This window comes from Streptomyces sp. NPDC127038 (assembly GCF_042725875.1).
In the GTDB taxonomy this organism is placed as follows: Bacteria; Actinomycetota; Actinomycetes; order Streptomycetales; family Streptomycetaceae; genus Streptomyces.
Genome location: NZ_JBHXDQ010000035.1, coordinates 16970 through 38658, shown reverse-complemented (window position 1 = coordinate 38658; position 21689 = coordinate 16970). Strand labels below are relative to the sequence as shown.

The window sequence follows — 21689 nt, the reverse complement described above, 5'->3', positions numbered from 1 at the left end:
TCACCGCCTCACCGTGTCGTCGGTCTTCAGGCCGTCGAGCTTGTCGTTGATCTTGTCCAGCTTCTCCGGGCAGTAGATCTCGATGATCGTGGCCTCCGCGCGGAGCGCCCTGCCGTCGCCGATGACGGGCCGCTGACCGACGAACGCGGCGCCGTTGGACACGTTGATCTTCCACAGCGCCGACTTGAGGGCGCTGGCCGGATCGTCGCAGACCAGACCGCCGTCGGTGCCCAGCAGGCTGGCGATCAACTCGGTGTCGGGGCGCGGGAGTCCGGCCTTCACGGCGGCGTCGGCGAGCTCGTTGGCCTTGCTCGTGGCCTTGTTGTTCGTCGTGATGGCCTTGTAGCGCACGAGTCCGGCCACGACGAGGCCGAGCAGGATGACGATCGCGCCGTAGTAGATCCACTTGTGCTCGGATGCGAACCGGGTGGGACTCATGCCCCCGCCTCCTCCTCGCGAGCCGCCTCAGACTGCCAGCTCGGCTTGCGGAACTTGAGGAACGCCCAGGGGATCAGCAGACCCAGGACGCCGAGTCCGCAGCCGATGATGACGACGTACACCACCACGCTGTTGCTGCCGAACTGGGAGGGCGGCACGAAGCCGATGGCCATGGCCGCGGCCGAGGCCAGGAACCCGACGACGCACACCAGGGTCAGTGCCGGGACGCGGTAGCCGCGCGGGTGGTCGGGCTGGTTCTTCCGCAGCCGGATCGCCGCGACGAACATCAGCAGGTAGACGATGAGGTACACCTGCGTGGTGATCGTCGAGAAGATCCAGTACACGTTGGAGACGTTCGGGATGAAGGCGTAGCCCAGCGCGATCACCGTGGTCACGATGCCCTGGGTGACCAGGATGTTCTGCTGGATGCCGAAGCGGTTCAGCTGCTGGAGGTACGGCGGCAGATAGCCCTCGCTGCGGGAGATCTCCAGCAGGCCCTTGGAGGGCCCGGCGAGCCAGGTCAGCATCCCGGCCAGCGACGCCGAGATCAGCATCACCGCCGCGATCGGTGTCATCCAGCCGATGTCGAAGTACGAGAAGAACGCGTCGAACGCCTGCATGACACCGGCGGTGAGGCTGGTCTGGTCGGCGGGCACCACCCAGCTGATGGCCAGCGCGGGCAGGATGAAGATCAGCAGCACCAGGCCCATCGCCAGGAACATCGACTTCGGGTATTCCTTCGCCGGGTCCTTCAGCGAGGACACGTGGACCGCGTTCATCTCCATGCCGGAGTACGAGAGGAAGTTGTTGACGATCAGGACGAGGCTGGCCAGGCCCGTCCACTCCGGCAGCAGATGGCTCGCCGTCATGGGCGCGGCCGAGGGGTTGCCCTGGGCCAGGAAGACCATGCCGAGCACGACGAGGATCGTGCCGGGCACCAGGGTGCCGATGACCAGGCCCCAACTGGACAGTCCGGCAAGGGCCTTGGTGCCGCGCGAGGAGACCCAGACGCCGGTCCAGTACAGGACCACGATGACGATGGCGGTGTAGAGACCGCTGGAGGCCAGGGCCGGGTCGATGATGTACGCGATGGTGCTCGCCACGAAGGCCAGCAGGCTCGGGTAGTAGAAGATCGTCATCGCGAACTGGCACCACACGGCGAGGAATCCGAGCGGCTTGGACAGCCCCTCGCTCACCCAGCGGTAGACACCGCCGTTCCAGCCCGAGGCCAGCTCCGCCGAGACCAGGGCGGTCGGCAGCAGGAACACGATCGCCGGGACGAGGTAGAGGAACACGCAGGCGAGCCCGTACACCGCCATCGTGGGGGCGGCCCGCAGGCTGGCGACCGAGGCGGTCGTCATGAGGGCCAGCGTCAGCCAGGTGAGCCGTGGCGCGGCCGGGATCGTGGCCCTCGCTGCCTGCGCCTTCTGCCGTGGCGCGTCCGCGGGCATGTCCATGGAGCTCATCGGACGCCTCCCAGTCTCCGTGTCGACAGCGATGGGCCCCAGCCTCGGCGGGGACCGGGGCCGCCGCGCGCGGGGTGACCCGTCCGAGTGACCGGCACCTCCCCGGGGTCCACCGCCCACGTCCGGCCGCCGCAGGCCGGTCCCTCACCCGTTCGGACCGCCTCGCTGGCCCGGTCGGCCGGTGGCTCCACAGGCTGGGGACGGACCGCGCATCCGGCGGGCGGGCGGTCAGGTGCCGAGGGGAGGTGGCCGATGACAGCGGACACGGGCGCCACGGGTGACGAAACCGCCGCCTTCCTGGCCCGGCTGACCGGGCTGCTGCTGCGGTCCAGCGGCGAGGGCGCCGGCACCATCGGGCGGACCGTCCGGGACACCGCCCGCGCGCTGGACGCCGACGCCTCCGTGCTGCTCGTACCGGACGGCGCCGCGCTGACCGTCCGCACCGGCGGGGACTCCCGCACGGTGATCCTGCACGGGGTGCCCGAGGTCTTCAGGCTCGACCAGGTCGTGGCCCTGAAACCGCTGGTCCAGGACGTACGGGCGGGACGGACCGGTGTGAGCGAGGCGAACCGCAGGCTGGCCGCGATCGAGACCTCCCGGCCGCCCTACCCGTGGTGGCTCAAGCTGCTCGGCATCGTCCTGTTCACCCTCGGCTTCGCGCCGCTCATGCAGTCCACCTGGTACGAGGTCGGCGCCACCGCGGTCCTCGGCACCGTCGCCGCCGTGCTGGCCGTCGCCGCGGACCGTGTCCCCCGGTTCGCCCTGGTGCTCCCGCTGGTCGTCTCGGTCACCGTCTCCGTGATCACCGTCGAGGTGTTCGCCCGTGACGTCTCGCACGGCGGCCCGGTCCTGCTGATGCTGCCCGCGCTGTTCTTCTTCGTCCCCGGCGACTATCTGAGCGCCGCCACGGCCGAACTCGCCGCCGGCTACATCACCACCGGCGCGATCCGGCTCGTCTACTCCGCCTTCCTCCTCGTCCAGCTCTACGTCGGCGTCCTGCTCGGCCTGTACCTCACCGGCACCTCCACCCGCGCCCTCTTCGACATCGCCGCCGCCTCCGACCTGCCGCGCTGGGCCCTGTTCCTGAGCTGGATCGTCTTCACCGTCGGCACCCTGCTCGCCTTCGCCATCCCCTTCCGGCTGCTGCTGCCCCTGCTCGTGCTGGTCTACGTCACCGTTGCCGTGCAGTCCCTGGCCACCAAGGCGATCGGCGAGACGGGCGGCACGTTCGTCGCGGCCGCCGTCCTGGCCGCCGCCGCGACCCGGCTCGCCCTGCGGCCGGACCGGCCGCCCCGGCTGGTGCTGCTCCTGCCCGGCTTCTTCACCCTCACCGTCGGCTCCCTCGGCATGCGCGGACTGACCACCCTGGCGGGCGGCTATGTCATCGAGGGCTTCCGCGACCTGCTGAAACTCGTCACGATCGTCACGGCCATCGCCGTGGGCCTGGTGTTCGGCGCGATCCTCGCCCAGCCTGCGGACACCGACTCCTGAACGCCGGCCCCGGAGCGTGCGGGGTCGGCGCCGGTGTCACCAGCCCGTCAGCAGCAGGTGGTTGAGGAGGAGGGCCGTCGCCGCCTGGGCGACGAGCCAGGACCGGGGGCGGGGGAGGAACGCAGGGGCCGCCAGGAGCCACATCGCGAACGGCAGCCAGATGCGTTCGGTCTCCGCCTTGCTCATGCCGGAGAGATCCGCGACGAGCAGGGCCGCCAGCGCGGCGACGACGAGAACGGCGAGCCGCGGGGCGGCGCCGTCCGCCGTCACCGTGGAGCCCCCCGGGTCCGGGGTCGCGAAGCCGGCGGGGTCCCGGCTCGCCGAGGTCCCGAGGTCCGGGGCGGCGGCGGGGTTCTCGTGGGCCGGTGCCCCGCTCCCCCGTACGGCCGCCGTCGCGATCCGCGCGGTCGCCGCGGCCGCCCGGCGCAGTCCCGCCACGGTGGCCGGTCCCGTGATCAGCACGGTGCAGGCGAGATTCGCCCAGACCCAGTAGCCGTACGGCCGTACCCCGCCCGCTCCTTGGTAGTAGCGGACGACCAACAAGCGGTACGCCTCCCACCAGTCGAAGCCGAGCAGGGTGAACACCGCGGGGACGACGGCGAGTCCGGCCAGGACGTACGGGAGCGGGCGGATCCTGGGGCCGCGCCCCAGCAGCAGCACGGCGAAGGCGATCACGCAGACCAGGGTCAGACCGTACGACAGGTACGCGGTGAGGCCGAGGAGGAGTCCGGAGGCGAGCCCGGCCGTCCGCGGCCGGTGCCCGGTGACCGCGAGGGCGAGCAGGGCCAGGGACCAGGCGGCGACGGCCGCGAAGTAGCCGTCCGCCGAGGTGCCCATCCACACGGCCGCGGGGGCGAGGGCAAGGAACGGCGCGGCGCGCCGGGCGAGAGCCTCCCCGGCCAGGACGCGGACGGTGACGAGCACCGCCACCCCGGCCGTCGCGCCGACGGTGATGCACCAGACGCCCGCCCAGGCCCCGCCGCCCAGTCCGATCCGGTCGAGCAGGACGAAGGTGAGGGTGGCGGCCGGCGGATGACCGGCGATGTGCGCGGGCCAGTGGCCGGGGGAGTGCAGCAGGATGTGGTGGGTGAAGTCCCGCAGGGCGGCCGGGATGTCGTGGAAGCGGTCGACCGGCGTGATGACCTGGAGGTACTCGTACCGCGTGGTCAGGCGCCGGGCCACACCGCGCGCCCAGCCGTCGATCAGCGCGAGGGAGAACGTCCACGCCGTCGTCGTGACCCACACGGCGGGCAGCAGCCTCCGCCAGGGCAGCCGGGCGGCGAGGCGGGGCCCGTACGCCACCACCGCGACCGCGACGGCGAGCGCGGCCGGGGTGCCGGGTCCGAGGTGGGGTCCCCAGTGCCCGTACAGCGGAGCGGCGCTGACGAACAGCGTGCCGTCGCGGTGCTCGATGACGTAGCCGACGACCGCGGCCGTCAGCACGAGCAGCGCCCCGGCCAGCGCGGCGGCCAGATCGCGCCGGACGGCCCGGGGCCGGTCGCTCAGCAACGCCAGGCCGAGGCCCGGGGACCCGGCCAGGGAACGGGCCCGGGACAGCACCGGTGACAGGCTCCGGAAGGGCGCCGGGGAAGGGGTCGCGGGCGGGGGCGCGGGGGGATCCGGTGGGGGGTCCGAGGGCGCTTCGGGGCGGTCGGGGACCAGCTCACGGGGGAGTTCGCGGTTCACCCTGGCACGCTAGGCCGGGAGGCCGCCGGGACGGGGGCCACCAAGGTGGACGTCAGAGTTTCGTCATGGTTTGAGAACCCGTTCGGGGGGTGCCCCGGGCCTACGGTCGGGGCATGCCACGGTCTCCCTCGTCCCCCGCGTTCTGGCGCAGCCCCCTGCGCGGCCCCTGGTTCACCTCCGTGCTGGGTCTGGTGCTGCTCGGCGGCATCACGGTGCTGTTCGTGACGGGGCTCCTGTCGTACGCGGCCTACAACCCGGACCTCTCGCCGGTCAACGACAAGACCCCCGACAAGGGGGTCCTCGGGTTCTACCTCTTCGCCTGGCCGACCGGCCCGGTCTGGCTCTACCGCCTCACCCAGGGCCTGCACGTCACCCTCGGCATCGCGCTGGTCCCCGTGCTGCTGGCGAAACTCTGGTCGGTCGTGCCGAAGCTGTTCACGCTGCCGCCGGCCCGCTCCCTCGCGCACGCCCTGGAACGGCTCTCCCTGCTGCTGCTGGTCGGCGGCGCGCTCTTCGAGTTCACCACCGGCGTGCTGAACATCCAGCTCGACTACCTCTTCCCCGGTTCCTTCTACACCCTGCACTTCTACGGAGCCTGGGTGTTCATCGCCGCGTTCGTGACGCACGCGGTGCTGCGGACACCGACGGCCGTGCGCAACCTGCGCCACATCCGCACGCCGGACGACCGGCCCGGGCGGCCGGTGCCGTCGCAGGGTGATCGGCCCGAGCCGACGGTCCCGTCGACCGGTGCGGATGAACCGGCGCGGTCCGAGGACGAGTTGGTGTCGCCCGACCCGCTGCCGCCCACCGTCTCGCGGCGCGGGGCCCTCGGGTTCGTCGGGGGCGGCTCGCTCTTCCTGGCCGCCACCACGGTGGGCCACGGCTTCGACGGGCCGCTGCGCGAGACCGCGCTGCTGGCACCGCACGGCGGCCCGGAACCCGGGTCGGGACCCAACGGGTTCCAGATCAACAAGACCGCCGCGGGACGCGGGATCACCGCCGCGGAGACCAGCGACGAGGTCTGGCGCCTGACCGTCACGGGCAAGGGCCGCACGGTCCGGCTCAGCCGCGCCGAACTCGCCGGACTCCCGCTGCACAGCTCCGCGTTGCCCATCGCCTGCGTGGAGGGCTGGTCGACGTCCGACCAGTGGTGGAGGGGCGTGCGGCTGCGGGACCTGGCGCGGCTCGTCGGCTACGAGGCGGACGCGGCCCCCGACGTGCTCGTGGAGTCGTTGCAGCGGCACGGGGCGTTCCGGGTGGCCGCGCTGCGCGACAACCAGGTGCGCGATCCGCTGTCGCTGCTCGCCCTGGCCGTCAACGGCGAGGACCTTTCCCCCGACCACGGCTACCCGGCACGGATCATCGTTCCGGCCGCGCCCGGCGTGCTCAACACCAAGTGGGTGGCCCGTATGACGTTCGGAGATCTGTGATGCGGCACCTTGATCCCGGCGGGGCCGGCAGGGCTGGTGGGGCGGGCAGGGCTGGTGGGGCGGGACTTCCGCCGGCCCGGCGGACCCGGCGGCCCTGGCGGAGTCTGATCGGCAGCCCCTTCCAACTCCTCCTGCTCGCCTGCACGTTCGCGCTCGCCGCCTACGCGGGACTGCGGCTGCTCTCGGCCGAATGGTCCCGGGTGGCGATCTGGTTCGTGGGCGCGGCGGTGCTGCACGACCTGGTGCTGGTGCCGTTGTACGCCGGTGCCGACCGGGCCGTCGCCGAGGCACTGGACGCCAGGGGCCACCGGGACCGGACGATGTACGTCCGGGTTCCGGCGGCCCTCTCCGGTCTGCTGCTGCTCGTGTGGTTCCCGCTGATCAGCGGGAAGGTCGCCGACCACTACCGGTCGGCGACGACCCTGCCGGCCGACGGCTTCCTGGCCCGCTGGCTGCTGATCACGGCGGCGCTGTTCGCCGGGTCCGCGCTGCTGCTCGTCCTGCGGTCCCGCCGGGAGTCCCGCCGCGGTCCGTTGCGCAGGGCCACGAAGCAGCGCCCGCCCGCGGACCACTGAGCGTCGGTGCGCCATCCGGCGCGGGCCGCGTGCCGGAGCAGGGCCGGGGTGCCGACCCGGGCCCACGGGAACGCGGCCCGGTCACCGGAGGCGCCCTGGTCCCCGCCACCGTCCCCGGCCGTGCCGGAGTCCTCGGTCCCGTCGCCGTGGGCGGCGCGGACGATACGGACGTCGACGCGTTCGTCGACGTCCGCGCCCGCCACGGTCTCGGCGATCAGCAGCCCGCCCGGGCCGAGGAGTTCGGCCGTGCGGCGCAGGAGTGCCGCCGGGTCCCCGCCGATGCCGATGTTGCCGTCGACGAGGAGGGCGGTGTCCCAGCGGCCCTCGCCTGGCAGCGGGTCGAAGACCGACCGGTGCAGCGCCTGGCCGCCGAGCCGCACCGTGTGGGCCACGGCGGCCTCGCTGACGTCGATGCCGAGCGCGGTCCTTCCGCGTGCCGCGAGTTCCGCGACCAGCCGTCCGGGACCGCAGCCCACGTCGAGCACGGCGCCCTCGCAGTGCGCCAGCACCTGCCGGTCGACCGCGTCGGCGCGGGCGCACCAGCGTTCCACCTCCAGGGGGAGCAGCCAGCCGTCCGTCCGCCGCAGGAACAGCGGCCCCCGGCCGGCGCCCAGCGCGTCGGCGTAGGGATCGTCGCCCCACGCCTGTGTGGCCGGCCCGGACGGGGCCCGTGTACCGGTGCCGCCGCTTCCGCCCGGATCCAGTGCGGCCGTCCCGCGACGGGCGCTCACCGTCCGGCACCCCGCTGCCCGGCGGTGTCGGCGGCGGCCCGGGAGGCCCGGAGCCCGCCGACGAACCCCGAGTCCTCACCGACGGCGGCCCCCTGGCTCTGCCTGGGGACGTCCACCGTCGCCGTGAGGCGGTCCAGTTCCGCGGCGAAGGCGCTCGCGGGCGCGTCCGCCGCGACCGCGCGGGCGTCGGCGGCGGTGTCCACGTCCCGCAGGCGGGGCAGGTCCCGCACCCTCAGTCCGGCGCCGGTCAGCCGGTCCCGCTGCGCGGCGCCCGTCGTGGACGTCGACATCGGCACCCCGCGCAGCAGTTCAGGATCGGGTTCGGCGAGCCCCAGCGCCCAGAAGCCGCCGTCCTCGGCGGGCCCGAAGTACGCGTCGCAGTCCGCGAAGTCCACCGTGAGCAGGGCCGGTGTCACCTGCGGTGTGTCCATTCCGACGAGCAGGGCCGGTCCTGCGCAGCCCGCGAACGCCGCGGCCAGCCGCTCGTCCAGACCGCCCGAGCACTGCCGTACGACGTCGAAGCCCTCGGGGAGCCAGGGACCGGGCGTCCCGTCGAGCACGAGGACCCGGCGCCGCGCGGGTGACGCGGCGACCGCGCGCAGGGTGTCCACGAGGGCCGCCTCGGCCAGCGCCGCCGCCTGCCCGGGGGTGAACGGCGGGGTGAGCCGGGTCTTCACCCGTCCGGGGCGCGGTTCCTTGGCGATGACGAGCAGGGTGACGCTCACTGGACGGTTCCTCCTCGGGACGGGGCGAGGGCCGGTTCCGGGGGTCCGGCCGGGGACGGCACGTCGGCCCGGGTGTCGGCCACCGTCCGGGCCGGTACGGGGGGTTCGGCCAGGACGCGGCGCATGTCCCGTACCGCCTGCCAGGTGCCGCGCCAGGTGCCGGTGACCTTGGAGACGCCCGTACGGGCCAGGTACGGCACGTCGTGCTCGGTGACGTGCCAGCCGGCGTCGGCGGCGCGGACGACCATCTCCAGCGGGTAGCCGCTGCGCCGGTCGGTGAGCCCGAGCCCGAGCAGCGCCTCCCGGCGGGCCGCGCGCAGCGGACCGAGGTCGTGCAGCCGCAGGCCGGTGCGGCGCCGCAGCATCCGGGCCAGCGCGAGGTTGCCCGCGCGGGCGTGCGCCGGCCAGGCACCGCGCCCCCGCGGCCGGCGCCGCCCGAGGACGAGGTCGGCCTCACCGGCCCGTACCTCGGCGACGAACGGCTGGAGCAGGGCCGGGTCGAGGGAACCGTCGCAGTCGCAGAAGCAGACGATGTCCGCGGTGGCGGCGGTCAGCCCGGCGTGGCATGCGGCGCCGAACCCGCGGCGCTCCTCGCGCACGACGGTGGCGCCGAGCGCGCGGGCGAGCTCCGCGGAGCCGTCCGTGGAGCCGTTGTCCACCACCAGGGCGCGCCAGCCCGACGGGATCCGGGAGAGCACCCAGGGCAGGGCGCCCGCCTCGTTCAGACAGGGAAGGACCAGGTCGACGTCCGGGTCCGGTACGGGAAAGGTCGTCACGGGCTTCACCTTACGAACGCGAAAGGGAAATAACGGACTTCATGTCCTTACGAAACTCGGACGTCGGTGCCGGGGCGCCGGGCGGGGCCCGGCCGGGTGGGACGCTGGACGCATGCAGCGAGCCGACGAATCCCCAGGTGCCGGAGCCGCCCCGAGCGCGCACGAGGGCCCCGCGGCCGCGCCGGGCCCGTCCGGCGGTACCGACGGGCTGCCCGGCGGGGCGGCCACCCGTGTCCTCGTCGTGGACGACGACCCGACCGTGGCCGAGGTCGTCTCCGGGTATCTCGACCGTGCCGGGTATCTCGTGGACCGTGCCGGGGACGGGCCCGCCGCGCTCGCGCGTGCCGCCGCCCACCGGCCCGACCTGGTGGTGCTCGATCTGATGCTGCCGGGCATGGACGGCCTGGAGGTGTGCCGCCGGCTGCGCGCCCAGGGCCCCGTCCCGGTCATCATGCTCACCGCGCGCGGCGACGAGGACGACCGGATCCTCGGCCTGGAGGTCGGGGCCGACGACTACGTCACCAAGCCGTTCAGCCCGAGGGAACTGGTCCTGCGGGTCGAGTCCGTGCTGCGCAGGACCCGGCCGGTGGCCGCGGCCCGCCCGCTGCGCGCCGCGGGTCTCGCGGTCGACCCGTCGGCCCGCCGCGCCACCAAGGACGGCACCGAACTCGCCCTGACCCTGCGCGAGTTCGACCTGCTCGCCTTCTTCCTCCGTCATCCGGGGCGGGCGTTCGCCCGGGAGGACCTGATGCGCGAGGTGTGGGGCTGGGACTTCGGCGACCTGTCGACGGTCACCGTCCATGTGCGCCGGCTGCGCGGCAAGGTGGAGGACGACCCCGCGCGGCCCCAGCTGATCCAGACGGTGTGGGGCGTGGGCTACCGCTTCGACGGCACGGCGGCGGCGGACGGGTCCGCGGGCGCCGGACCGAGCCGTTCCGTGTCCGAGGGGGAGGTCCGGTCGTGAACGACGTACTGGTCATGGCCCTGTTCGCGTTCCTTGGCGCCGCCGCGGCGGGCCTGCTCGGGGCCGGGGCGCTCCGGCTGCTGCGGAGCCGTTCGCTGACGGCGTCCGTCGCCGTCGTCGCGGCCGTGGCCGTGGGCGCGATGCTCGCGGGAACGCTGGCGGTGGCGTGGGCGATGTTCCTGTCGCCGCACGACCTGAGCGTGGTCACGACGGTCGTCGCGATGGCGGCGGTCGTCTCCCTGGCCACCGCGCTGCTGCTGGGCCGCCGGGTCGTCGCCCGCAGCAGGGCGCTGACCCTGGCCGCCCGTTCCTTCGGCGACGGCGGGGACTTCGCCGCCCCCGCCGGGCCGGCGACCGCCGAACTGTCCGCGCTCAGCCGGGAGTTGGCGGCCACCAGTCGCAAGCTGGCCGAGTCGCGGGAACGCGAGCGGGCGCTGGAGGCCTCGCGCCGCGAACTCGTCGCCTGGATCTCGCACGACCTGCGGACCCCGCTGGCGGGACTGCGCGCGATGTCCGAGGCGCTGGAGGACGGCGTCGCGGCGGACCCGGACCGCTATCTGCGCCAGATGCGCACGGAGGTCGAACGCCTCAACGGCATGGTCGGCGACCTCTTCGAACTGTCCCGGATCCACGCGGGCGCCCTGGCCCTCTCCCCCTCCCGCGTCTCCGTGTACGACCTCGTCGGCGACGCCCTCGCGGGCGCGGATCCGCTGGCCCGTGAGCACGGGGTGCGGCTGGTCGGGAGCCGTATCGAGCAGGTGCCGGTCGAGGTGGACGGCAAGGAGATGAGCCGTGTGCTCGGCAACCTCCTGGTCAACGCGATCCGGCGTACGCCCGCCGACGGCACGGTCGCGGTCGCCGCCGAACGCTCCGCCGCGGGCGTCGTCCTGTCCGTCACCGACGGCTGCGGAGGCATCCCGGAGGAGGACCTGCCGAGGGTCTTCGACACAGGCTGGCGCGGGACCCACGCCCGTACGCCCCCCGCCGGGGCGGGCCTCGGCCTCGCCATCGTCCGCGGCATCGTGGAGGCCCACCGGGGCGTGGCCGCGGTCCACAACGTCCCCGGCGGCTGCCGCTTCGAGGTCACCCTCCCGACGGCGAGCGCCTGACGGGGGCCTGGGCCCCTGGGCAGGGAGGACCGGATCTCCCGGGCCGGGGCGGGGCGGTCGGTGTTCGTCGGGTCGGCCGTCGGGTCCGCCGGAGTCCCGAGGAGGCGCGCGTCGGGTCCGCCGGGTTCCCGAGGGGGGCACGCGCCGGGATCGCCGGAGTCCTGAGAGGGCACGCGCCGGGATCGCCGGAGTCCCCGAGAGGGCACATACCGGGGCCGCCAGGTCCGCCAGGTCCGTCGGGACCGGCACATGCGGCGACCGCCGGGGTCCCTGGGCCAGGTACCGCGCGGGCCTGCTGGAGCGGAGACGCCGGGGTGCCCCGGATCGGCCCCGGCCGGGCGTGCCGGGGCCGGAGACCCCGGAGTGCCCAGGGCCTGGCCCGGCCGGGCCAGGTGCGCCAGGTGTGGTGGGTGTGGTGGGCCCCTGGGCCGGGGCCGTCGGTCTTCGTCAGGTCAGGGGGTCCGGGCCGGGGTCGGCCGTGGTGACCGGGGCGGGACGGCCGCGGGGTGTGGGGCCGGTGACAGGGGCGCCTGCGCGAACTCCCTCATTCCGTCGGCGAATCCGGTCTCCGCCCGCCAGCCCAGCTCCGCCCGCAGCCGGGCCGAGTCGGCGGTGATGTGCCGTACGTCGCCCAGCCGGTACTCCCCGGTCACGACCGGATCCGGCCCGCCGTACGCCTCCGCCAGCGCCCACGCCATCTCGCCGACCGTACGGACCTCTCCGCTCCCGGTGTTGTAGACCGCGAGCGACCCGTCGGGTGAACCCGCCTCCAGAGCGGCCACGTTGGCGGCGGCCACGTCCGACACATGGATGAAGTCCCGCCGTTGCCCGCCGTCCTCGAAGACGCGAGGGGCCTCACCGCGGGCGAGCGCGGACCGGAAGAACGAGGCGACCCCCGCGTACGGGGTGTCGCGGGGCATCCCGGGACCGTAGACGTTGTGGTACCGCAGCGACACCGCGGTGCCGCCGACCGAACGCGCCCACGCCGCCGCGAGGTGCTCCTGGGCCAGCTTGGTCGTCGCGTAGACGTTGCGCGGGTCGACGGGCGCGTCCTCGCCCACCACCCCGGGCGCCAGTTCCTCACCGCAGCGCGGGCACCGCGGCTCGAAGCGGCCGGCCTCCAGATCGGCGACGGCCCGCGGCCCGGGCCGCACCACCCCGTGCCGCCCGCACGCGTACCGCCCCTCCCCGTACACGACCATCGACCCGGCGAGCACGAGCCGCCGCACGCCCGCGTCCGCCATTCCGGCGAGCAGCACCGCCGTGCCGAGGGCGTTGCGCGACACGTATTCCACCGCGTCGCCGAATCCGGTGCCGAGCCCCACCATCGCGGCCTGATGGCACACGGCGTCCACGCCGTCCAGCGCGGCCGCGACGGTCCGTGCGTCCCGCACGTCGTCGCCGTGCCGCAGGTCGAACACGACCGCCTCGTGTCCCCGCGCGCGCAGCGCTTCGACGACCCGACCTCCGATGAACCCGGCTCCGCCGGTGACCAGTACACGCATGACACGCACGCTAGGACCGCCGCCCCCCGCGGCGGCATCGCCACGCCCTCCACGTCACCGCACCGTAAGACCTGGACGGACGGACGGACGGACGGACGGGCGGGCTGGACGGACCTGACCGGTCGGAGGGGGCGGGCGGGCGGCACGGACCGGTCGGACCGGAGGAGCCGGTCGGACCGGTCGGTGTGCGGGCCCGGCGGCCGCGGGGACCGCCGGCGCGTGGCTCACATGCGCAGCAGCCGCTGCGTCATCTCGCTGTACTGCCGCAGCGCGTGGCGCAGTTCCTCTCCCTGTGGCTCGGGCTCCTTGCCGTGCCAGCCCGCGTGCAGGGTCCGACGGCGTTCCGTGAGGGCGCTCATGAGCTGGGCCGCGGCCTCGTCGAACGCGGTCTCGGCCTCCTCAAGGGCCTCCAGCGGGCTGGTCGCGAACGTGTTGAGCGCGTGGCGGAGCCGCTGGGTGACGTCGGCCCGTTCGGCCGCCCCGAGCAACGGCTCCGGGCCCGGCGTACGACGTCCGGCGGAGCCGGGCCGCCCGTCCGAAGGCTGTTGGGCGCGTGTCTGGTCGTACATCATCGATGGCCACTTCCTGTACGTCGTACCGGCTGGGCGCGTTGGGGCGATGGAGCGTTGGATCGATGGGGAGCGATGGGGCGACGGGTTCGTACGGTTCGTGAGCGGGCGGCCGTTCCGGAAGGCGGGCCGCCGGGACGGGGCGTTCAGCCCGCGGTGGATGCCTCGGGAGCCGACTGTGCGGCGCGCCGGTACTCGGCGTTGATGCGCTGAGCCTCCTCGAGCTGGTCCTCCAGGATGACGATGCGGCAAGCGGCCTCGATCGGGGTGCCCCTGTCGACGAGTTCCCGCGCGCGGGCGGCGATCCTCAGCTGGTAGCGGGAGTAACGGCGGTGGCCGCCCTCCGAGCGGAGCGGAGTGATCAGGCGGGCTTCCCCGATGGCCCGGAGGAAGCCGGGCGTCGTGCCGAGCATCTCGGCGGCCCTGCCCATCGTGTACGCGGGATAGTCGTCGTCGTCGAGACGACCACTGAGTGGAGTGTCCGCTGTCATTTCACCTCGTCGTGGCACGCGTCGAGGGGCCCCGCTGCCGTACGGCACCAGGGCCCCGAAGGAAATTGAACACCATCTGCCGGCTCTACTGCGGAGCCGACCGTCTGTTTCCGCTACCGGGCCCGACCGCGGGCGGGTGAGCGGGGATCGTGAATGCCGTGACCGGGAACCACCGTCCCATCCGGGTTCGTGCGTGTCCGGCCGTGCTGCTCTGGGGCCGGGCGATCCTGATGGCGTCTGCTTCCTCCGTCCTTGGCTCGGAGTCGATCTCTCGCCGGACCGGGAGCGATCTCCACCGAGCCGACGAGGTCTGTAGGCAAAACCCTAATCACGGCGACGTCCGATGTCTACCGTGACAAACACAGATTTCGCGATGCAGTGGAATAAGATTTTCTGCGCCACGCAGCGATCGTGTCGGCGATGGTGACGCCAGGCGCGGCAGACGCGGCACATGCGGCACATGCGACGGATGCGGCGTCTGCGGAGGTGGCCCGCGTCCGTATGCGGAATCGAGACCCTCCCGCGTCCTCGGGCCCGCAACTGCGGTGCGGTCCCGCGCTGTCCTGTGGGGCAAGGTCGTCGAGAACAGGGGAGGGAACATGTCCGGTCCCGGACGTGCGTCGGTGCTGGCACTGGTGGGTGGAATCATGCTGCTGACGGGGTGTCAGGACGGGTCGGGTCCGGGCTCCGCCGCGGGCACCACCGCCTCCGCCGCGAGCTCGCCGTCCGGGGCGGCCGCGGGGACGTCGGCCCCGGCCGCGTCACCCTCGGCGAGCCCCGCCGGCGCGGCCACACCGACCCGCGGCGGGACCACCGGCCCGACGGGTACGGCCTCCGCCCCGGCCGGCCACTCGGCCACGCCCGTCGCGGGCTGCCGCAACCTGTCCGCCGACGACGCGGTGAAGGCCGACGTGACCCGGGCCTACCGGCACGACGTCACCCGCTTCGAGCACATCGAACCGGTGCCGCACCTCTTCTTCTACGGCCGCTGCGGCACCGTCCGCTACGCCGCCACCCGCTTCCGGCCCACCGCGGGCGCCACCCAGGCGGAACTCGTGGGCATGCAGGACGAGGGCGCCGCGACCAAGTACTTCCGCGACTCGGGTGGCGGCTGGACGTACATCGCGAGCGACGGTTTCCCCGCGGGGCCGCACGGCTGCGCCGACATACCGGCGATACCCGACGCCCTGGCCACGGCCTGGGGGGACTGCCCGCTCGCCCGCTGAACGCGCCGCCCGGCCCGCGCGCCCGTAGGCGGCCGCGCCCCGACGACCGGGGCGCGGCCGGTGCTCATGACGCCGACGGCGCCGGAACCTGTGTCTTGACGGCGGCCGGAGAAGCCGTCGTGTCGTGCGCGACGGGGTCGAAGTCGACGTAACCGGTCTTCTCCAGCGCCGAGATGTGCTCCAGTTCGGTCCGGTTGGTGACCGTGGCCAGATCCCGTACCAGCGTGTTACGGGTGCTGCTGCGCACCTGCGCGAGCTGCTGGAAGATCCTGCCGTGCTCCTCGCGGAGCAGGTTGGCGAACTCCTGCCGGTAGGTCGCCCCCTGGGCCGCCGTGAGCTGGGCGAGCCAGCCCTGCTGCTCCGCGGTCGGCTGGGTCGGCAGGGTGATGGCGAGCTTGGCCGCCAGGGCGCGTACGCGCTTGTCGAGGTCGGTGTGGCCGGACACGAGCTCGGCGCCCGCCTCCTTGATCGCCGGGGTCGGGGCCCGGTCGACCGCCTGCCGGCCCGCGGAGATCTCCCACAGCCCGTCCGCCTCCACCTGCACCACGAGGTCGCGGTCCTCCGCGCTCAGCGGTCCCCACGGTGTGTTCACCACGGGGCCGGGGTCGGCGATGGCGGCCTTCACCGCGTCGAAACGGTGGGGGTAGGAGTAGAAGACCGGGTACGCGAGCGAACCGATGGTGACGCCGATCGCCAGCACCAACATGATCGTGATCAAGCTGCGCCGCAACTGAGCCTCCTGGGGACCGGCTGTTCTTCGGCAGCCTTCACCGGGCCGGTGCGGTCCGTACCGGCCGGAGCCGTTCTTGGCGCGTACCGAGTGCTCCGGCCCCTTCCCGTACGGGGGATCGGGAGGTGCGTGGGCGGGGGCACCCGGCCGCCGAGCCAGAAGATCACTCCGCCGCCCGCCGCCGATAGGGCCGAACGGCCCCAGGTGCCGGCCGGACGGAACCGGATGGCGGAACGGGCCCGGGCGCGCGCCCCCTTCGCACCCGTGCGCCCCATCTTCGCCCCGTCGCAGGGCAGTTGCCGGGCCCGGCGGGTGCCCGGCGGGCCCGCGTGTTCGGCGCCGAACGGTCCGCGCGGGCGCGGCGCGAAGGCCGCCGGCCCTCGGACACCCCGGCCCGAAGGGACCGTTGGGCCCTCCCGGCAGGGCCGTCACGGGGGCTGTTCGGCCCTATCCGGCCCCTGCGTCCCGAAGCCGATCATGAGGCGGCGGCCGGGAAGCGGCACCGCGTCCACCCCCGTGCGCGGGCACTTCCCGGCCCGCCGACGTCCCCGGCGGACGCGCGCGACGCGCGGGAGCCGCGCCAGGGGCGGGACATGAGGAGAAGGGGAGGAGTCGTCCGGTGGACGAGGCACAGATGGACCCGGTGGAGGCGGCGCGCCCGAGCGCCACGGCCTCCACGGCCGCACCGGCGGACCAGGCCGACGCGGCACGCGAGACCGGGGATGCCGGCATCGGCACGGCACGGGCCACCGGAACGGCACGGCCCACCGGCGCGGCACGGGTCGTCGACGGCACCGGCGCGGCGCCCACGACCGGTAAGCCGGCAGCGGCCCGCACGGACGGTGAGGCGCCAGCGGCGCGCACGGACGGTGAGGCGGCAGCGGGCCGCACGGCCGGTGAGGGGGGCGCGGCCCGCACGGCCCGTGAGGCGGACCAGCGGTCCGCCCGTGCGTCCTGGGTGGACTGGCTGACCACCACCGACCACAAGCGCATCGGCACGCTCTACCTGGTCACGGCGTTCGTCTTCTTCCTCGTCGGCGGTGTCATGGCGCTGCTGATGCGCGCGGAACTGGCCCGGCCCGGACTCCAGATCCTGTCGAACGAGCAGTTCAACCAGGCGTTCACGATGCACGGTTCGATCATGCTGCTGATGTTCGCGATGCCGCTGTTCACCGGATTCGCCAACTGGATCATGCCGTTGCAGATCGGCGCGCCCGACGTGGCCTTCCCCCGGCTGAACATGCTGGCCTACTGGCTGTTCGCGTTCGGCTCCTCGATCGCCGCGTTCGGTTTCCTCACGCCGGGCGGGGCCGCCGACTTCGGCTGGTTCCTGTACGCGCCGCTGTCCGACGCCGTCCACTCACCGGGACTAGGCGCCGACATGTGGATCATGGGTGTCGCGCTGTCGGGCTTCGGCAGCATCCTCGGCGCGGTCAACTTCATCACCACCATCATCTGCATGCGCGCCCCCGGTCTGACCATGTTCCGCATGTCGATCTTCACCTGGAACGTGCTGCTGACCGGTGTCCTGGTCCTGATCATCTTCCCGGTGCTGGCGGCCGCGCTGTTCGCGCTCGAATGCGACCGGAAGTTCGGCAGCCATGTCTTCGACCCGGCGAACGGCGGCGCGCTGCTCTGGCAGCACCTGTTCTGGTTCTTCGGCCATCCGGAGGTGTACGTCCTCGCGCTGCCGTTCTTCGGTGTCGTCTCCGAGGTGGTCCCGGTCTTCTCCCGCAAGCCGATGTTCGGCTACATGGGCCTGATCGGCGCCACCATCGCGATCGCGGGCCTGTCGGTGACGGTGTGGGCCCACCACATGTACGTCACCGGGGGCGTTCTGCTCCCGTTCTTCTCCTTCATGACCCTGCTGATCGCGGTGCCGACCGGGGTGAAGTTCTTCAACTGGATCGGCACCATGTGGAAGGGCAGCCTCTCCTTCGAGACACCGATGCTGTGGACCGTGGGCTTCCTGGTCACGTTCACCTTCGGCGGTCTGACCGGAGTCATCCTGGCGTCGCCGCCGCTGGACTTCCACGTCTCCGACTCGTACTTCGTCGTGGCGCACTTCCACTACACCGTCTTCGGCACGGTCGTGTACGCGATGTTCGCCGGGTTCCACTTCTGGTGGCCGAAGATGACGGGCAAGATGCTCGACGAGCGCCTCGGGAAGATCACCTTCTGGACCCTCACCGTCGGCTTCCATCTGACCTTCCTCGTGCAGCACTGGCTGGGCGCCGAGGGCATGCCCCGCCGGTACGCCGACTACCTCGCCTCCGACGGCTTCACCGCCCTCAACACCCTTTCCACGATCGGGTCGTTCCTGCTGGGCCTGTCGATCCTGCCGTTCCTCTACAACGTGTGGAAGACGGCCAAGTACGGCGAGAAGGTCGAGACGGACGACCCGTGGGGCTACGGGCGTTCGCTGGAGTGGGCGACCTCCTGCCCGCCGCCGCGGCACAACTTCGTCTCGCTGCCGCGGATCCGGTCCGAGTCCCCGGCCTTCGATCTGCACCACCCGGAGATCGCCGCGGCCGAGGCGGTGAACTGACGCCATGACGCAGCCCGTTCTGGCTCTGGGCGCCGCCCTGCTGACGGTGTCCGGCAGCGTCTGGTACGTCCCGGCGCTGGCCGATCTGCGCGCGGGCGCCGACCGTACCGAGTCCCGCCGCGCCGCGGCCGCGGCCTGTGTCAGCGGCTGGGGCACGGCCGGGATCGTCGCCGTCCTGTTCCTGGTGGCCGAGGCCTGGTGGGTTCCCGCCGGTGCCGCGGCGGCGGGAGCGGCCGTCGCCGCGGGTCTGCGGACCCGCGCGGCCCTACGGCGGCGGCGCGAGGCCGAGGAGGCGGCCCGCCACTGGGCCCGGCTGCGCCCGGACGGGCACCCGTCCGCGGCCCAGGGCCCCCGGAACGTCCGTACGGTCTTCGCCGTCCTGGTCGGCGCCGGACTGGTCACCGCCGCGGCCACGGCGGCCCTGCTGCTGACCGTCGGCCCGGGGAACGGCCCGTACTGGCTGACGGCCGCCGTCCCCGCGGTCCTGACCGGACTGTTCCTGCTGATCGCGGCCACGGTGACGCTCACCGGCTGAAGTGCCGGGCCGCCGCTCTCTTGTAGGACGAGGTGTAGGTGTGGTGACTGCCCACACCGATGGCCGCGCCGATCCCGGGGACGAGGGACACGTGCTGCGGCAGCGGCGAAACCCCGGTCCCGGGTGACCGCGTGCGTACAGGCGGGGTCCGCGGGGGAATCCGCCGGCCGGAGAAGGAAACTCCAGCCCCGAAATTCCCTCGCGTCCCGCACAACCCTTCCGGCCCGTTCGTTGTCACACCCATGTCATTGGCTTCGCACGATGCCGCGCCCGGTGAGCTCCGGCTCCCGGTGACGCGCGGCCTCGCACGGCTCATGGGGGCTTGAACCACCTTGCGCAATCGCAGAACCTCCTCCGCGACGGCACTCGCCGTCCTCTTCAGCTCCGTGGCGCTGACGGGTCTGGCGGCCTCGGCCGCCCACGCCGACGGCCACACCGTCCTGCCCGTCACGTCCGTCGGCGACGTCGTCGTCGACGCCGTGCACCAGCGGGTCTTCGTCAGTGACCCGGCCGACGGCAAGGTCGTCGCCACCGACTACAGCGGCGACGTCGTCGGGACCCTCGACTCGCTTCCGCAGGCCGAGGGCCTCGAACTCTCCGCCGACTCGCAGACGTTGTACGTGGCCGTCGAGGGCAGCGACCAGATCGCGGCGATCGACACCGCAGGCCTCACCGAGTCCACGCGCTACTCGACCGGCACCGCCCACGCCCCGGCGACCCTCGCCCGCGCCGGCGGGAAGCTGTGGTTCGGCTACGGCACGGCGGCGAACGGGAACATCGGCTCCCTCGACCTCTCGGGCACGGAGCCCGTCCTCGCCGTGGCCCTGGACGGCCGCTGGTACTCCGCCCCGCGGCTGGCGTCCAACCCGGCCGCGCCCGGCGTCCTGGCCGCGGCCGTGCCGGGCCTCAGCCCCTCCGCGGTGGCGACCTACGACGTCTCCGGCCCGGACGCCCCCAAGCTCCTGGCCCAGGGCGACGCCGGCAGCAACCTGCGCGACCTCGCGGTCACCCCGGACGGCAGCCAGGTCGTCACCGCCAGCGGCTCGCCCTACGAGCACCAGGTGCTGTCCACCAGCGACCTGACGAAGGTCGGCGGCTACCCCACCGACGCCTACCCGAACGCCGTCGACATCGCCGCGGACGGCACCGTCGCCGCGGGCATCGACGGGTGGTACGACCCGGACGTCTACATCTTCAAGGCGGGCAGCACCAGCGCCCTGCGGGAGTACGACTTCGCCGACACCGGCACGGGCACCCTCGTCCCGGACGGCCTGGCCTGGGAGCCGGACGGCAGCCGCCTCTTCGCGGTCTCCGGCAACGGCAGCACGTACTACCTGAACACGCTCACCGAGCCGGGCAAGGCCGCCACCACGGTGACGGTGAACGCGCCCGCCTCGGCCACCCGCGGCAAGCCGCTGACCGTCAGCGGAAAGATCGCCGGCGGAGGGGCGCTGCCGGACGGCACCACGCTGACGGTCACCCGTACCGACACGGAGTCCCCGTCGGGCAAGGCGCTCGCCCCGGTGACGCCCGCCGCGGACGGCACGTTCTCCTTCACCGACACCCCCTCGGTCGACGGCGCCGTGAAGTACACGGTCTCCTACGCGGGCGACGCGTCCCACAGCGCCGCCTCGGGCACCGACACGGTGTCCGTCGCCCGCAGCGCCACCACGGTGACGGTGAACGCGCCCGCCACGGGCACCCGCGCCAAGTCGCTGACGGTCACCGGCAAGACCTCGGGCCCCGACGCGCTGCCGGCGGGCACCGCGCTCGCCGTGAAGCGCACGGACCTGGAGTCCCCCTCCGGCAAGGCGCTGGCCTCGGTGAAGACCAAGGCGGACGGCACCTTCTCCTTCGCCGACACCCCGCCGGCCGGTGGCGTCGTGAAGTACACGGTCTCCTACGCGGGCGACGCGTCCCACACCGCGGCCTCGGGCTCCGACACGGTGACCGTCTCCCGGACCGCCACCACGCTGAGCCTGAACAACAACGGCAAGCTGTACTCGTACGGCAAGGACGTCACCTTCACCGCGCACCTCGGCTCCACGTACAAGAACCGCACGGTGGAGATCTGGGCCAACCCCTACGGCTCGGACAAGCCGAACGTCCTGGTGAAGAAGGCGACCGTCAGCTCCGGCGGAAACGTCTCCGCCGTCGTGGACATGAAGCGGGACACCACCGTCACCGCGGTCTTCGCCGGTGACGCGCGCACCGCCCCGAAGTCGGTCAAGGTCAACGCGTACGCCCAGGTGAGCGTGTCCACCTCGCTGACGAAGTACTACAAGACCGGCAGGATCAGCGCGAACTCCTCGACGTACTACTGGTACCACAAGCACACCGCGCCGCTCTTCACGACGACCATGAGCTACTACGCGGGCCGCAGCCACCGCATCGACCTCGACGTCTACTACCAGGGCGCGTGGCACCGCGCCGACGAGGAGTACTTCAGGCTCGGCGGCAACGGCAAGACGATCGTCGACCTCGGCGCCCCCGACCAGTCGGGCCTGCGCGTCCGGGTCCGGTCGGCCTACATCAACGACGCCTCGGGCGACAACGTCAACTCGACCACGTACGGCGCCTGGAAGTACCTCTACTTCACCAACTGACCCACCCCGCACCCGCACCGGGAAGCCCCGGGCCACCCACCGGCCCGGGGCTTCCCCGCGATCCGGCTCCCACCAGGCTGGGACGGGG

The 21689-nt window shown here is 73.3% G+C and carries 18 protein-coding genes; 8 read left to right on the top strand and 10 right to left on the bottom strand.

Features of this window, described 5'->3' with window-relative positions; genetic code table 11:
* The gene (locus ACFWI4_RS23445) at positions 1-438 is read right to left on the bottom strand and encodes a hypothetical protein (protein WP_385397347.1); all 438 of its coding nucleotides are present in this window, start codon (positions 436-438) and stop codon (positions 1-3) included.
* Positions 435-1904, bottom strand: a complete 1470-nt coding sequence (locus tag ACFWI4_RS23440) for an APC family permease (protein ID WP_385397345.1) — start codon at positions 1902-1904, stop codon at positions 435-437. The genes ACFWI4_RS23445 and ACFWI4_RS23440 overlap by 4 nt, the downstream gene beginning before the upstream one ends.
* A 252-nt stretch (positions 1905-2156) precedes the next feature.
* Between ACFWI4_RS23440 and ACFWI4_RS23435 the strand changes: the two genes are divergently transcribed.
* Positions 2157-3395 carry a threonine/serine exporter family protein gene (locus ACFWI4_RS23435; protein ID WP_387199394.1) on the top strand — a complete coding sequence of 413 codons (1239 nt, stop codon included), beginning with the start codon at positions 2157-2159 and terminating at the stop codon, positions 3393-3395.
* A gap of 36 nt (positions 3396-3431) precedes the next feature.
* Here ACFWI4_RS23435 and ACFWI4_RS23430 read toward each other — a convergent pair whose 3' ends face one another.
* Complete coding sequence (locus tag ACFWI4_RS23430) at positions 3432-4904, bottom strand: hypothetical protein (RefSeq protein WP_387199503.1); 1473 nt, start codon at positions 4902-4904, stop codon at positions 3432-3434.
* 290 nt (positions 4905-5194) lie between these two features.
* On the opposite strand from ACFWI4_RS23430, the gene ACFWI4_RS23425 reads away from it, so the two are divergent.
* Positions 5195-6511, top strand: coding sequence for a molybdopterin-dependent oxidoreductase (locus tag ACFWI4_RS23425; protein WP_387199391.1), 1317 nt, complete (start codon positions 5195-5197; stop codon positions 6509-6511).
* A gap of 403 nt (positions 6512-6914) precedes the next feature.
* Here the strand turns inward: ACFWI4_RS23425 and ACFWI4_RS23420 are convergent, their stop codons facing one another.
* From ACFWI4_RS23420 to ACFWI4_RS23410, 3 genes are read right to left on the bottom strand one after another with little or no spacing between them, the layout of a single operon-like run.
* Entirely contained in the window at positions 6915-7790 is an 876-nt protein-coding gene (locus ACFWI4_RS23420; protein WP_387199500.1) for a class I SAM-dependent methyltransferase, read from the bottom strand.
* Positions 7791-7813: 23 nt separating this feature from the next.
* On the bottom strand, positions 7814-8542 hold the full coding sequence (locus tag ACFWI4_RS23415) for a DUF2064 domain-containing protein (protein ID WP_387199388.1): 729 nt from the start codon (positions 8540-8542) through the stop codon (positions 7814-7816).
* On the bottom strand, positions 8539-9327 hold the full coding sequence (locus ACFWI4_RS23410; RefSeq protein ID WP_387199385.1) for a glycosyltransferase family 2 protein: 789 nt from the start codon (positions 9325-9327) through the stop codon (positions 8539-8541). The genes ACFWI4_RS23415 and ACFWI4_RS23410 overlap by 4 nt, the downstream gene beginning before the upstream one ends.
* A 103-nt stretch (positions 9328-9430) precedes the next feature.
* Here ACFWI4_RS23410 and ACFWI4_RS23405 point away from each other — a divergent pair, with 103 nt between their 5' ends.
* Both ACFWI4_RS23405 and ACFWI4_RS23400 read left to right on the top strand, forming a co-directional pair.
* The gene (locus ACFWI4_RS23405; protein ID WP_387199382.1) at positions 9431-10282 is read left to right on the top strand and encodes a response regulator transcription factor; all 852 of its coding nucleotides are present in this window, start codon (positions 9431-9433) and stop codon (positions 10280-10282) included.
* A gap of 14 nt (positions 10283-10296) precedes the next feature.
* Positions 10297-11391, top strand: coding sequence for a sensor histidine kinase (locus tag ACFWI4_RS23400; RefSeq protein WP_387199497.1), 1095 nt, complete (start codon positions 10297-10299; stop codon positions 11389-11391).
* 452 nt (positions 11392-11843) lie between these two features.
* Here the strand turns inward: ACFWI4_RS23400 and ACFWI4_RS23395 are convergent, their stop codons facing one another.
* From ACFWI4_RS23395 to ACFWI4_RS23385, 3 genes are all read right to left on the bottom strand, one after another.
* On the bottom strand, positions 11844-12896 hold the full coding sequence (locus ACFWI4_RS23395; protein ID WP_387199379.1) for an NAD-dependent epimerase/dehydratase family protein: 1053 nt from the start codon (positions 12894-12896) through the stop codon (positions 11844-11846).
* Positions 12897-13120: 224 nt separating this feature from the next.
* On the bottom strand, positions 13121-13468 hold the full coding sequence (locus ACFWI4_RS23390) for a hypothetical protein (protein ID WP_387199376.1): 348 nt from the start codon (positions 13466-13468) through the stop codon (positions 13121-13123).
* A gap of 143 nt (positions 13469-13611) precedes the next feature.
* Positions 13612-13956 carry a MerR family transcriptional regulator gene (locus ACFWI4_RS23385; protein WP_385397327.1) on the bottom strand — a complete coding sequence of 115 codons (345 nt, stop codon included), beginning with the start codon at positions 13954-13956 and terminating at the stop codon, positions 13612-13614.
* A gap of 599 nt (positions 13957-14555) precedes the next feature.
* Between ACFWI4_RS23385 and ACFWI4_RS23380 the strand changes: the two genes are divergently transcribed.
* A complete protein-coding gene (locus ACFWI4_RS23380; protein ID WP_387199373.1) occupies positions 14556-15182 on the top strand; it encodes a hypothetical protein in 627 nt (208 codons plus the stop codon).
* A gap of 64 nt (positions 15183-15246) precedes the next feature.
* Here ACFWI4_RS23380 and ACFWI4_RS23375 read toward each other — a convergent pair whose 3' ends face one another.
* On the bottom strand, positions 15247-15912 hold the full coding sequence (locus tag ACFWI4_RS23375; RefSeq protein WP_387199370.1) for a DUF4142 domain-containing protein: 666 nt from the start codon (positions 15910-15912) through the stop codon (positions 15247-15249).
* A 619-nt stretch (positions 15913-16531) separates the two neighbouring features.
* Between ACFWI4_RS23375 and ctaD the strand changes: the two genes are divergently transcribed.
* From ctaD to ACFWI4_RS23360, 3 genes are all read left to right on the top strand, one after another.
* Entirely contained in the window at positions 16532-18460 is a 1929-nt protein-coding gene (ctaD, locus tag ACFWI4_RS23370; protein ID WP_387199367.1) for a cytochrome c oxidase subunit I, read from the top strand.
* Positions 18461-18464: 4 nt separating this feature from the next.
* Complete coding sequence (locus ACFWI4_RS23365) at positions 18465-18995, top strand: hypothetical protein (RefSeq protein WP_387199363.1); 531 nt, start codon at positions 18465-18467, stop codon at positions 18993-18995.
* Positions 18996-19327: 332 nt separating this feature from the next.
* Positions 19328-21601, top strand: a complete 2274-nt coding sequence (locus tag ACFWI4_RS23360; RefSeq protein WP_387199360.1) for an Ig-like domain repeat protein — start codon at positions 19328-19330, stop codon at positions 21599-21601.
* The last annotated feature ends 88 nt before the right edge of the window (positions 21602-21689 follow it).

Excerpts from the sequence above, each read along its gene's own strand:
- ACFWI4_RS23390 (WP_387199376.1), bottom strand. The coding sequence starts at position 13,468 with ATGATGTACGACCAGACACGCGCCCAACAGCCTTCGGACGGGCGGCCC.
- ACFWI4_RS23385 (WP_385397327.1), bottom strand. The coding sequence starts at position 13,956 with ATGACAGCGGACACTCCACTCAGTGGTCGTCTCGACGACGACGACTAT.
- ACFWI4_RS23440 (WP_385397345.1), bottom strand. The coding sequence starts at position 1,904 with ATGAGCTCCATGGACATGCCCGCGGACGCGCCACGGCAGAAGGCGCAG.
- ACFWI4_RS23380 (WP_387199373.1), top strand. The coding sequence starts at position 14,556 with ATGTCCGGTCCCGGACGTGCGTCGGTGCTGGCACTGGTGGGTGGAATC.
- ACFWI4_RS23395 (WP_387199379.1), bottom strand. The coding sequence starts at position 12,896 with ATGCGTGTACTGGTCACCGGCGGAGCCGGGTTCATCGGAGGTCGGGTC.
- ACFWI4_RS23400 (WP_387199497.1), top strand. The coding sequence starts at position 10,297 with ATGGCCCTGTTCGCGTTCCTTGGCGCCGCCGCGGCGGGCCTGCTCGGG.
- ACFWI4_RS23425 (WP_387199391.1), top strand. The coding sequence starts at position 5,195 with ATGCCACGGTCTCCCTCGTCCCCCGCGTTCTGGCGCAGCCCCCTGCGC.
- ACFWI4_RS23435 (WP_387199394.1), top strand. The coding sequence starts at position 2,157 with ATGACAGCGGACACGGGCGCCACGGGTGACGAAACCGCCGCCTTCCTG.
- ACFWI4_RS23445 (WP_385397347.1), bottom strand. The coding sequence starts at position 438 with ATGAGTCCCACCCGGTTCGCATCCGAGCACAAGTGGATCTACTACGGC.
- ACFWI4_RS23365 (WP_387199363.1), top strand. The coding sequence starts at position 18,465 with ATGACGCAGCCCGTTCTGGCTCTGGGCGCCGCCCTGCTGACGGTGTCC.
- ACFWI4_RS23405 (WP_387199382.1), top strand. The coding sequence starts at position 9,431 with ATGCAGCGAGCCGACGAATCCCCAGGTGCCGGAGCCGCCCCGAGCGCG.